The organism is Streptomyces sp. NBC_00385 (assembly GCF_035917155.1).
Taxonomy (GTDB): domain Bacteria; phylum Actinomycetota; class Actinomycetes; order Streptomycetales; family Streptomycetaceae; genus Streptomyces; species Streptomyces poriferorum.
Genome location: NZ_CP107951.1, coordinates 6,586,925 through 6,598,395 on the forward strand (window position 1 = coordinate 6,586,925; position 11,471 = coordinate 6,598,395).

Below are 11,471 nucleotides of genomic sequence, written 5' to 3' on the forward strand. Positions count from 1 at the left end.
CCCCGACACCCCGCACGCCCCGCGCACCCGCGCGCGCCTGCGCCCCCGCCGCCCCACCTGCCCCGGCTCCGGGACCGCGCCGGTGAGCGGCGGCTTCGACGCCCGGTCGCTGGCCGTGGTCGTCTTCCTCGGATTCGTCGCCGTGTCGCTGCTGCTGTGCGGGCTGGCCGCGGCGGACCAGGACGACCCGGAACACTTCTACGCGGGCGGCGGCTCCGCCCTCGGTCCGGCCGGGAGCGGGCTGGCCATCGCCGGTGACTACATCTCGGCCGCCACCCTGCTCTCCACGACGGGGTCGGTCGCCCTCGCGGGATTCGACGGCATCCTCTTCGCCGCCGCCACGGTCGCCTCCCTGGTCCTGGTCATGCGGATCCTGGCCGAACCGATGCGCCGCAAGGGCGTGTTCACCCTCGGCGACTTCCTGGCGGACCGGCTCGGCGACCCGACCGTACGCCGCGCACTGGGGATCACGACCCTGGTCGTGCTGGCCCCGCTGCTGCTGGTGCAACTCGCCACCGCGGGCCGGGTCATGGCCTCCATGTTCGGGCTGCCCGACGGCGCGCTCACCAGCTGCACCGTCGCCAGCGGGGCCCTGATGGTCTGCTACTCGGCGGTCGGCGGCATGCGTGGCACCGGTTACATCCAGATCGTCAAGGTCGCGGTGGTGCTGGCCGCCGTGACCCTGCTCGCCGGGCTGGTGCTCGCCCGCTACGGCTGGAACCCCTTCGCCCTCTTCGACGCCGCACAGCAGGGCAGCGGAGCCGGCGGGTCCTACGCGCGCCCCGGACTGCAGTTCGGCCACACCTTCGCCGGCACCCTGGATCTCCTCGGCTTCCAGCTCACCCTGGTCCTCGGGGCCGCCTGCATGCCGCACATCATGATGCGGCTGCACCCCATGCGCGACCGCTGGACCGTGCGCCGCGCCACCGTCTGGGCGGCGGCCCCGGTGGCCTTCCTCTGCGCCGGCGTCGTCGTGGTCGGCCTCGGGGCGTCCGCCCTGCTGGGCCACAAGATCATCCAGGCCGCGGACCCGGCGGGCGGCACCGCGCTGCTGCTGGTGACCGGCGCACTCGACCCGGGCGCCGACGGGCCGCGCGAGAGCCTGCTGTTCGCGTTCGTGGCCTGCGCGGTGTTCGCCACCACCCTGGCCGCGGTGGCCGGCATCACGCTGGCCGCCGCCTCCTCCGTCGCCCGCGACTTCGCGGCGAAGGCCCGGTCCCGTACGGCCGTCCGCTCCGACCGGTCCGCCGGGCGCGAGATCCTCCGCGCCCGCCTGGCCGTCGTCCTGACGGGCGCGCTCGCCGTCTACGTGTCGACGTACACCCACGACCGCAATCCGCAGGTGCTGCTCTCGCTCTCGTTCGCGGCCGCCGCGTCCGTACTGCCGCCGGTCCTGCTCTACGCCCTGTTCCGGCCGGGCTTCAACGCGCGCGGGGTCCGCTGGACGGTCTACGGCACGCTGCCGCTCATCGTGTTCCTGATGGTCTTCTCGCCCGCGTTCTCCGGCACCCACATCGCGCTGTTCCCGACCCGCGACTTCCACTGGTTCCCGCTCCAGACACCGGGCCTGGTCACGATCCCGGCCGGATTCCTCCTGGGATACCTCGGCTCCCGCGCCGGACGGAGGGAGCGCCCCGCACCGCCCGCGCCGCGGCCGCACCGCGCGGCGCCGGCCACGCGGTAGCGGGCCACGCCAGGTCCGCCCGTCCGCCTACATCCCGAGCTTCGCGGTCGTCAGCCTGCCGATCGCGTCCTGCTCGCCGTCCAGCTCCACCCGCGCCGCGTCCTGCCGCCCGAACGCGAACAGCAGCAGCTCGCCCGGCTCGCCCGTCACCGTCACCACCGGGGTTCCCTTGTGCGCCACCGCCGTCTGGCCGTCCGGGCGGCGCAGCACCAGCCCCACCGGGGCCTTCCGGCCCAGGACCCGCGCCGCCTTCTCCGTACGCGACCACAGGACATCGGCGAAGACCGGGTCCAGCTCCCGCGCCGACCAGTCCGGCTGCGCCCGGCGGACATCCTCCGTGTGCACGTAGAACTCGACGGTGTTCGCCGCCTCGTCCAGCTGCTTCAGCCCGAACGGGGACATCCGCGGCGGACCCGTACGGATGAGCTGGATCAGTTCCTCGTACGGCTTCTCCGTGAACTCGGTCATGACCCGGTCACGCCGGTTCTTCAGCGGGCCGATGACCAGCCCCGCCGCCGCGTCCGGCCGCCGCTCACGCACCACCACATGGGCCGCCAGATCGCGGGCGGTCCAGCCGTGGCAGAGGGTCGGGGCCTCCGGGCCCACGGCCTCCAACAGGTCGGCAAGCAGAAGTCGTTCGCGCTTCGCATGGGTCGACATGCCCGCCAGCGTACGACCGCCGTCCACCGTCCGCCCAGTGGACGCACGCCCGAATGCGCTCCGTACCCACGGCACAATGGGCACATGACCAGCACGCCCACGCCCGGCACACCCCGGCCCGCCAGCGACCTCGACCCCGCCATCGCCGCCCGTCTCAAGCGCGGCGCCGACGGACTGGTCCCGGCCATCGCCCAGCAGTACGACACCGGCGAGGTGCTGATGCTCGGCTGGATGGACGACGAGGCGCTGCACCGCACGCTCACCACCGGCCGCTGCACCTACTGGTCGCGCAGCCGCCAGGAGTACTGGGTCAAGGGTGACACCTCCGGCCACATCCAGCTGGTCAAGTCCGTCGCCCTCGACTGCGACGCCGACACGGTCCTCGTCAGGGTCGACCAGACGGGCGCCGCCTGCCACACGGGGGACCGCACCTGTTTCGACGCCGACGTCCTGCCGCTCGGAAAGTAGGGTCTGCCGCCATGGACCTCGACACCTTCCGCAAGCTGGCCGTCGACCGGCGCGTCATCCCCGTCACCCGCCGGCTCCTGGCGGACGGCGACACCCCGGTCGGGCTCTACCGCAAGCTCGCGGGGGAACGCACCGGCACCTTCCTCCTCGAATCCGCGGAGAACGGCCGCACCTGGTCGCGCTACTCCTTCATCGGCGTACGCAGCGCCGCCACGCTCACCACCCGCGACGGCGAGGCCCACTGGCTCGGCACCCCGCCCGTCGGCGTCCCCGTCGACGGCGACCCGCTCCAGGCCCTGCGCGCCACCATCGAGACCCTGCACACCCCGCACGACCAGGAATCCGGACTGCCGCCGTTCACCGGCGGCATGGTCGGCTACCTCGGCTACGACATCGTGCGCCGGCTGGAGAGGATCGGCGAGAGCGGCGGCGACGACCTGAAGCTCCCCGAGCTGACGATGCTGCTCACGTCCGACCTCGCCGTCCTCGACCACTGGGACGGCAGCGTCCTGCTGATCGCCAACGCGATCAACCACAACGACCTGGCCACCGGCGTCGACGAGGCGTACACCGACGCCGTCGCCCGGCTCGACGCCATGGAGCGGGACCTGAGCCGCCCCGTCGAGAACGCCCCGGCCGCCCTCCCGCCCTCCGAGCTCCCGCCCTACACCGCCCTGTGGGGCGGCCCCGCCTACCAGGACGCGGTCGAGGACGTGAAGGAGCGCATCAGGGCCGGCGAGGCCTTCCAGGTCGTCCCCTCCCAGCGCTTCGAAACCCCGTGCACGGCCAGCGCGCTGGACGTCTACCGGGTGCTGCGCGCCACCAACCCCTCGCCGTACATGTACCTCTTCCGCTTCGACGGCTTCGACGTCGCGGGCTCCAGCCCCGAGGCGCTCGTCAAGGTCGAGGACGGCCGCGCGATGGTCCACCCGATCGCCGGCACCCGGCACCGCGGCGCCACCCCCCAGGAGGACCAGGCGCTCGCCGACGAACTCCTCGCCGACCCGAAGGAGCGCGCCGAGCACCTGATGCTCGTCGACCTCGGCCGCAACGACCTGGGCCGGGTCTGCGAGCCCGGCAGCGTCGAGGTCGTCGACTTCATGTCGATCGAGCGGTACTCCCACGTGATGCACATCGTGTCCACCGTCACCGGCAAGGTCGCCGAGGGCCGCACCGCCTTCGACGTCCTGACCGCGTGCTTCCCGGCGGGCACCCTCTCCGGCGCCCCCAAGCCGCGCGCCATGCAGATCATCGAGGAGCTCGAACCCACCCGCCGCGGACTGTACGGCGGCTGCGTCGGCTACCTCGATTTCGCCGGGGACTCCGACACCGCCATCGCGATCCGCACCGCACTGCTGCGGGACGGCACGGCGTACGTCCAGGCCGGCGCCGGTGTCGTCGCCGACTCGGACCCGGTCGCCGAGGACACCGAGTGCCGCAACAAGGCCGCCGCGGTGCTGCGCGCCGTGCACACAGCCAACCGGCTCGGCGGCAACTGAGAGCATCCGGCGATCGGGGGACGGCGGCGCGGGCCGGTTGTCGGATGCTCTGAGACGACCGGCACACGGGGGGCGGTCGGCCCCCGCGGGGCCGTAAGGGATAGTGGGGTACGTGAGCGCTGTCCCCGTACCCCAGCCCCGTGCCGAAGCCGCCACCGCGCCCGACAGCGCGGGAAGCCGCCGAAGCCTGGCAGCCGGCCTGCTCCTCGGGGCAGCCGGAGCCACCGTCGTGCTGCTCGCCTCCGGGCAGACCTGGGCCGGAGGCAAGGCCGCGGTCGGCGGCGGCACCCTGGCACTGAACGCCGAGGGGCAGGACGTCACCGGCCTCCCCGCGGCCCTTGCCATAGTCGGCCTGGCCGCCCTCGTCGCCGTCTTCGCCGTCCGCGGCGCCGGCCGGCTGGCCGTCGCGGGACTGCTGGCCCTCAGCGGGTTCGGCGCCGCGCTCAGTGCCTTCCTCGGCGCGTCCGACAGCGCCGCACTCGACGAGAAGGCCGCGCAGACCACCGGCGACACCTCCGCCACCATCCACGCACTCAGCCACACCGCCTGGCCCTACGTCACCGCGGCCGGCGGCCTGCTGATCCTCATCGCCGGGCTGCTCGCCCTGCGCTTCGGCAGCCGCTGGCCCACGATGTCCGGACGGTACGAGCGCGACGGCACTCCGCGCCCCCGCAAGGCCCGCCCCACCGCCCCGGACCCCGACCGGCCCGAGGACCTGTGGAAGGCGCTGGACCGCGGCGAGGACCCGACGCGCGAGGCATGACCCCCAGCTCATGTCGCACCCGCCCGTACGGGACAATGACCCTGAGCTCGTAGCACGGCGGCACGGTCGCGGCGACCCGAGCGATACCAACAGCGCAACACCAACGAGGAGCAACTCATGGCGGGCAGCAGCCACGGACACACCCCGGCCGCCTGGACCGGTGTCATCATCGCCTTCATCGGCTTCTGCATCGCGGGCGTCTTCATGGTCGCGGCCAACCCGCTCGGTTTCTGGGCCGGAATCGTCGTCGTCTTCGTCGGCGGGATCGTCGGCCTCGCGATGAAGGCCGCCGGGCTCGGCATGCCGAAGGAGTCGGCGGAGCTGGCGGAGGCCAGGGCCCGCGCCGGGCAGGCGCAGACGTCCTGAATCCGTTCCGGGGACGCACACCACACGCGAGGCGCAGCCCGGTCCGGGCTGCGCCTTTCCGTATGAGCGGCGACAATCACCGAGTGGACGCATCGCCTTCCCCCGCCCCGCCCTCGCAGGCCGCCGCCCCGCCGACCCAGGGCCCGCAGCCGGTGACCGGCCCGCCCCCGACGCCGGGCAACGGGCCGATGCCGGTCTTTCCGCCCGGACCCGGACCCGGGCCTGTTCCCACGTCGCGGCTGCGGCGGATCGCCAAGCCCGCCGCCGTCATGGCGGGCGTCGTCGCCGCCTTCGCCTACGTCGGCACCGTGGACCCCAACGAACCCGGGCACTACCCGGTCTGCCCGCTGCTCCGGCTCACCGGCATCTTCTGCCCGGGCTGCGGCGGACTGCGTAGCGCCCACGCCTTCGCCCACGGTGACATCGCGGCGGCATTCGGCTCCAACGCCGTCGCCGTCATCGGGTACGGGGCCTTCGCCGTGCTCTGGGCGCTCTGGATGGTCCGCGCGGCCGCCGGACGGCCGCTGCGGATCGAACCGAAACCCGTCCACTGGTGGGCGATCGGAGCCGTACTGCTGATCTTCACGGTGGTCCGGAACCTGCCCTTCGGATCGGCGCTGGCGCCGTGAATGCCCAGGTAGTGGGACATCCGCCAGGCGGATGCGGGCCCATCGGCCTCCTGCGGATACCATCGGGATGTCCCATCCTGTTCCCCTGTCAACGTCCCGGAAGGGGGCCTCTCGCGTGAGTGTGCTCGACGAGATCATCGACGGCGTTCGCGCCGACCTCGCGGAGCGGCAGGCGCGCGTCAGCCTCGACGAGCTCAAGGAACGCGCGGCGCGTGCTCCCCAGGCCAAGGACGGAGTCGCCGCCCTGCGCGGCGAGGGCGTGACCGTCATCTGCGAGGTCAAGCGCTCCAGCCCCTCCAAGGGCGCCCTTGCCGCCATCGCCGACCCGGCCGCGCTCGCCGCGGACTACGAGGCCGGCGGCGCGTCCGTCATCTCGGTCCTCACCGAGGAGCGCCGCTTCGGCGGATCGCTGGCCGACCTGGAGGCCGTCCGCGCCAAGGTCGACATTCCGATCCTGCGCAAGGACTTCATCGTCACCTCGTACCAGCTGTGGGAGGCGCGCGCGTACGGCGCCGACCTCGCCCTGCTGATCGTCGCCGCCCTCGACCAGGAGGCCCTCGTCTCCCTGATCGAGCGTGCCGAGTCCATCGGCCTGACGCCGCTGGTCGAGGCGCACGACGAGGAGGAGGCGGAGCGCGCGGTGGAGGCCGGCGCGAAGATCATCGGCGTCAACGCGCGCAACCTGAAGGACCTCAAGGTCGACCGCTCCACCTTCGAGCGCGTCGCCCCCGAGATCCCGGACCACATCGTCAAGATCGCCGAGTCCGGCGTCCGCGGCCCGCACGACCTCATCGCCTACGCCAACGCGGGCGCGGACGGTGTGCTGGTCGGCGAGTCCCTGGTCACCGGCCGTGACCCGCGGTCGGCCGTCGCCGACCTGGTCGCCGCCGGCGCCCACCCCGCGCTCCGGCACGGACGGAGCTGATCCCACCCGTGTCCGCCGACCGTTCCGCGCTCCGTCCCCGGGCGGGCCTCCGCCCCGCCGGGGCACGTCAGCCGCTGGGACGCGACCCGCACGCGCCGCTGGCGCGCGGCTGCCGCCCCCGCGGCTGCCGCGCCCCCGCGCGCCGCGTGCACGGACGGCGGGTGCGGTACGTGATCGGCGACGAACCAGGACAGGTCAACGGCATGCGATGGCGCACGGGGTCCGCGCAGTAGAGCGAGCCCCGGCCGTCGCACCCCGCCCATCCGGCGGATCCGCACGACCGCACCGCCCGGCCTTCCACGGCCGCGGCGGCGCTCCGCTCACGGCGCAATACGGTGAACCCACCCACTGCCATGCCGAGGAGCAACGTCGAGATGTCGTCCGACTTCTTCATTCCGGACCCGGAGGGTCTGATCCCCAGCGCCGAGGGGTACTTCGGCGCGTACGGCGGAAAGTTCATCCCGGAGGCGCTCGTCGCCGCCGTGGACGAGGTCGCCGTCGAGTACGACAAGGCCAAGGCCGACCCGGCCTTCGCCGCCGAGCTCAACGAGCTCATGGTCAACTACACCGGCCGGCCCAGCGCCCTGACCGAGGTCAAGCGCTTCGCCGAGCACGCCGGCGGCGCGCGGATCTTCCTCAAGCGCGAAGACCTGAACCACACCGGCTCGCACAAGATCAACAACGTGCTGGGCCAGGCGCTGCTCACCAGGCGCATGGGCAAGACCCGCGTCATCGCGGAGACCGGAGCCGGCCAGCACGGCGTCGCCACCGCGACCGCCTGCGCGCTCTTCGGTCTCGAATGCACCATCTACATGGGCGAGATCGACACCGAGCGCCAGGCGCTGAACGTTGCGCGCATGCGGATGCTCGGCGCCGAGGTCATCGCGGTGAAGTCCGGCTCCCGCACGCTGAAGGACGCCATCAACGAGGCGTTCCGCGACTGGGTCGCCAACGTCGACCGCACCCACTACCTCTTCGGTACGGTCGCGGGCCCGCACCCCTTCCCCGCCATGGTCCGCGACTTCCACCGCGTGATCGGCGTCGAGGCCAGGCGCCAGATCCTGGAGCGGGCCGGCCGGCTGCCGGACGCCGCCATCGCCTGCGTCGGCGGCGGCTCCAACGCCATCGGCCTCTTCCACGCCCTCATCCCCGACGCGGGCGTCCGCCTCATCGGCTGCGAGCCCGCCGGGCACGGGGTGGAGACCGGTGAGCACGCGGCGACCCTGACCGAGGGCGAGCCCGGCATCCTGCACGGCTCGCGCAGCTACGTCCTCCAGGACGACGAGGGCCAGATCACCGAGCCGTACTCCATTTCGGCCGGCCTGGACTACCCGGGCATCGGCCCGGAGCACGCGTATCTGAAGGACGTCGGCCGGGGCGAGTACCGCGCGGTCACCGACGACGCGGCCATGCAGGCGCTGCGCCTGCTCTCGCGCACCGAGGGGATCATCCCGGCCATCGAGAGCGCCCACGCGCTGGCCGGCGCCCTGGAGGTCGGCAAGGAGCTCGGCAAGGACGGTCTGATCCTGGTCAACCTGTCCGGCCGGGGCGACAAGGACATGGACACGGCGGCGCGCTACTTCGGGCTGTACGAGACCGACGCCGCCGTCGAGGCCGACGCGGGCAGCGAAGGCGCCGAGATCGAGGGGGACGTCAAGTGAGCGGCAACATCGAACTGCTGAACACCACGCTCGCCGCCGCGAAGGCCGAGAACCGGGCCGCGCTGATCGCGTACCTGCCCGCCGGCTTCCCGACCGTGGACGGCGCCATCGAGGCCGTGAAGGCCGTGGCCGCGGGCGGCGCCGACGTCGTCGAGGTGGGACTGCCCCACAGTGACCCCGTGCTCGACGGCCCCGTCATCCAGACGGCCGACGACATCGCGCTGCGCGGCGGCGTGCGGATCGCCGACGTGATGCGCACGGTCCGCGAGGCCCACGAGGCGACCGGCATCCCGATCCTCGTCATGACGTACTGGAATCCGATCGACCGGTACGGCGTCGAGCGCTTCACCGCCGAACTCGCCGAGGCCGGCGGCGCCGGGTGCATCCTGCCCGACCTGCCGGTCCAGGAGTCCGCCCTGTGGCGTGAGCACGCCGACAAGCACGGTCTGGCGACCGTCTTCGTCGTCGCGCCCAGCAGCAAGGACGAACGGCTCGCCACCATCACGGCGGCCGGCTCCGGCTTCGTGTACGCCGCCTCGCTGATGGGGGTCACCGGTACCCGCGTCTCGGTCGGCGAACAGGCCCAGGACCTGGTGCGGCGCACCCGCGCCACCACCGACATCCCGGTCTGCGTCGGCCTCGGCGTCTCCAACGCCGACCAGGCCGCCGAGGTCGCGGGCTTCGCCGACGGCGTCATCGTCGGCTCCGCCTTCGTCAAGCGGATGCTCGACGCGCCGGACGAGGCGGCGGGCCTCGCGGCCGTCCGCTCGCTCGCGGCCGACCTGGCCGAAGGTGTTCGAAAGCGCTGACACCCTTCCTCACCCGAATGGGTGGACCTGGGACCGGGGAGGCACGCGAGTGCCTCCCCGGTTCGTTGCTGCGGGTGTGAGCGAGAAGAACCAAGAGGGAAAACGGGCCGCGCGAGACCGGCTGATCCAGCAGCGCGAGATGGTGCGGGCACGTGAGCGCCGCCGCCGCACGCTGATCGTCTCCGCCGCCGTGGTGGGAATCCTGGGACTGGCCGCCGTCGTAGGCGTGATCGCGGCGAACACCGGCGGCAAGGGCGACAAGGACAAGGCGTCGGGTCCCGCCGTGGCGCCGTCCGGTGCCACGGGCAAGGACAGCCTGGCCATTCCGGTGGGAGCGGACGACGCCCCGTCCACGCTCACGGTCTGGGAGGACTTCCGCTGCCCGGTCTGCGCCCAGTTCGAGAACGCGTTCCGCGACACGATCCACCAGATGGAGCAGAGCGGGCAGCTCAAGGTCGAGTACCACTTCGCCACGCTGATCGACGGCAACCTCGGCGGCAGCGGCTCCCTCAAGGCGGCCAACGCGGCAGCCTGCGCCCAGGACGTCGGCAAGTTCCCCGCCTACCACGACGTCCTGTACAGCAACCAGCCGCCGGAGTCCGACGACGCCTTCGGAGACAACAGCAAGCTGATCGAGCTGTCCAAGAAGGTCGAGGGGCTCGACACGCCCGCGTTCCGCAGCTGTGTGGAGGACGGTGCGCACGACGCCTGGGTGGAGAAGTCCAACACCGCGTTCGAGAACGGCGGATTCCAGGGCACACCGACGGCGCTGCTCAACGGCGAGTCGATCTTCCCCAAGAAGGGCGACGAGCCGATCACCGTGGCCAACCTGAAGAAGTGGGTCGCCGAGGCCAACAAGGGCAAGAAGCCGGGGACCGTCACCCCCGCGCCCTCGGGGTCCTGAGTGGAGGGCTGCCGGGGGAATCGATGACCGGCTCGTTACCCAGACGTTGTCGGGCGGGTTGCCGTACGTCCCGCCCGGCAGGGTAGCGTCGACCGTGCCATGAATCTTGCCTACATCCCCAGCCCGTCGACCGGCGTGATCGATCTCGGACCGATCCCGCTCCGCGGCTACGCGTTCTGCATCATCATCGGTGTCTTCGTCGCCGTCTGGTTCGGCAACAAGCGCTGGGTCGCCCGAGGCGGCAGAGCCGGCACGGTCGCCGACATCGCCGTCTGGGCCGTGCCCTTCGGCCTGGTCGGCGGCAGGCTCTACCACGTCATCACCGACTACCAGCTGTACTTCAGCGACGGTGAGAACTGGGTCGACGCCTTCAAGATCTGGCAGGGAGGCCTCGGTATCTGGGGTGCGATCGCGCTCGGCGCGGTCGGTGCCTGGATCGGCTGCCGCCGCCGCGGAATCCCGCTGCCCGCCTGGGCCGACGCGCTCGCCCCCGGCATCGCCCTGGCCCAGGCCTGCGGCCGATGGGGCAACTGGTTCAACCAGGAGCTGTACGGCAAGGCGACCGACGTCCCGTGGGCGCTGAAGATCAGCGAAGGTCCCAACCGGGTCGCCGGCACGTACCACCCCACCTTCCTGTACGAGTCGCTGTGGTGCATCGGCGTCGCGCTCCTGGTGATCTGGGCGGACCGCCGCTTCAAGCTCGGACACGGGCGGGCGTTCGCGCTGTACGTCGCGGCGTACTGCGCGGGCCGCGCCTGGATCGAGTACATGCGCGTCGACGAGGCCCACCACATCCTGGGCCTGCGGCTGAACGTGTGGACCGCGCTGATCGTGTTCGTGCTGGCGGTCGTGTACATCGTGATCTCGGCGAAGGTTCGGCCGGGGCGCGAGGAGATCGTCGAGCCCGAGGCGGTCGACGCGGGGGGCGCCGAGGACACCGAGTCCGGCGAGGACACGGACTCCGGCGAGGCCGACAGCGGCGACACGCAGTCCGCTGAAGCGAAGCCGGTCGAGGCCGAGGCCCACGCCGACGCCGATGCGCCGAAGACGAACGGTGAGGCGGAGACGGCCAAGGGCTGACGCCGGCGCACACACCACGACGA

13 protein-coding genes are annotated in these 11,471 nt (G+C 72.5%); 12 read left to right on the forward strand and 1 reads right to left on the reverse strand.

The annotated features are described in order from the left end of the window. The first annotated feature begins 82 nt into the window (after nucleotides 1-82). Entirely contained in the window at nucleotides 83-1,684 is a 1,602-nt protein-coding gene (locus OG959_RS29380; RefSeq protein WP_326663310.1) for a sodium/solute symporter, read from the forward strand. Nucleotides 1,685-1,711: 27 nt separating this feature from the next. Here the strand turns inward: OG959_RS29380 and OG959_RS29385 are convergent, their stop codons facing one another. Beyond that, nucleotides 1,712-2,344: a TIGR03085 family metal-binding protein gene (locus tag OG959_RS29385; protein ID WP_326663312.1), complete on the reverse strand. Its 633-nt coding sequence runs from the start codon at nucleotides 2,342-2,344 to the stop codon at nucleotides 1,712-1,714. Between the two features lie 84 nt (nucleotides 2,345-2,428). Between OG959_RS29385 and hisI the strand changes: the two genes are divergently transcribed. The 11 genes from hisI to lgt all read left to right on the forward strand — a co-directional run bounded on the left by hisI (nucleotide 2,429) and on the right by lgt (nucleotide 11,448). Further along, nucleotides 2,429-2,812: a phosphoribosyl-AMP cyclohydrolase gene (hisI, locus tag OG959_RS29390; RefSeq protein ID WP_326663314.1), complete on the forward strand. Its 384-nt coding sequence runs from the start codon at nucleotides 2,429-2,431 to the stop codon at nucleotides 2,810-2,812. A gap of 11 nt (nucleotides 2,813-2,823) precedes the next feature. Further along, nucleotides 2,824-4,311 (forward strand): anthranilate synthase component I, encoded by a 1,488-nt coding sequence (locus OG959_RS29395; RefSeq protein ID WP_326663316.1) that lies wholly within the window; start codon nucleotides 2,824-2,826, stop codon nucleotides 4,309-4,311. Nucleotides 4,312-4,414: 103 nt separating this feature from the next. Beyond that, nucleotides 4,415-5,074 carry a TIGR02234 family membrane protein gene (locus OG959_RS29400; RefSeq protein WP_326663318.1) on the forward strand — a complete coding sequence of 220 codons (660 nt, stop codon included), beginning with the start codon at nucleotides 4,415-4,417 and terminating at the stop codon, nucleotides 5,072-5,074. Nucleotides 5,075-5,191: 117 nt separating this feature from the next. After that, nucleotides 5,192-5,440, forward strand: coding sequence for an HGxxPAAW family protein (locus tag OG959_RS29405; RefSeq protein ID WP_326663320.1), 249 nt, complete (start codon nucleotides 5,192-5,194; stop codon nucleotides 5,438-5,440). A 188-nt stretch (nucleotides 5,441-5,628) separates the two neighbouring features. Beyond that, nucleotides 5,629-6,069: a DUF2752 domain-containing protein gene (locus tag OG959_RS29410; RefSeq protein WP_326666680.1), complete on the forward strand. Its 441-nt coding sequence runs from the start codon at nucleotides 5,629-5,631 to the stop codon at nucleotides 6,067-6,069. 115 nt (nucleotides 6,070-6,184) lie between these two features. Continuing rightward, nucleotides 6,185-6,994 carry an indole-3-glycerol phosphate synthase TrpC gene (gene trpC / locus OG959_RS29415; RefSeq protein ID WP_326663321.1) on the forward strand — a complete coding sequence of 270 codons (810 nt, stop codon included), beginning with the start codon at nucleotides 6,185-6,187 and terminating at the stop codon, nucleotides 6,992-6,994. A 74-nt stretch (nucleotides 6,995-7,068) separates the two neighbouring features. Beyond that, nucleotides 7,069-7,227: a tryptophan biosynthesis modulator TrpM gene (gene trpM / locus OG959_RS29420; RefSeq protein WP_236063301.1), complete on the forward strand. Its 159-nt coding sequence runs from the start codon at nucleotides 7,069-7,071 to the stop codon at nucleotides 7,225-7,227. Between the two features lie 141 nt (nucleotides 7,228-7,368). Continuing rightward, complete coding sequence (gene trpB / locus OG959_RS29425; protein ID WP_326663322.1) at nucleotides 7,369-8,655, forward strand: tryptophan synthase subunit beta; 1,287 nt, start codon at nucleotides 7,369-7,371, stop codon at nucleotides 8,653-8,655. Beyond that, nucleotides 8,652-9,464: a tryptophan synthase subunit alpha gene (trpA, locus tag OG959_RS29430; protein WP_219569350.1), complete on the forward strand. Its 813-nt coding sequence runs from the start codon at nucleotides 8,652-8,654 to the stop codon at nucleotides 9,462-9,464. Before trpB ends, trpA begins: the two co-directional genes overlap by 4 nt. Nucleotides 9,465-9,540: 76 nt before the next feature. After that, complete coding sequence (locus tag OG959_RS29435) at nucleotides 9,541-10,368, forward strand: DsbA family protein (RefSeq protein ID WP_326663324.1); 828 nt, start codon at nucleotides 9,541-9,543, stop codon at nucleotides 10,366-10,368. A gap of 99 nt (nucleotides 10,369-10,467) precedes the next feature. Then, complete coding sequence (gene lgt, locus OG959_RS29440; protein ID WP_326663327.1) at nucleotides 10,468-11,448, forward strand: prolipoprotein diacylglyceryl transferase; 981 nt, start codon at nucleotides 10,468-10,470, stop codon at nucleotides 11,446-11,448. Nucleotides 11,449-11,471 lie beyond the last annotated feature (23 nt).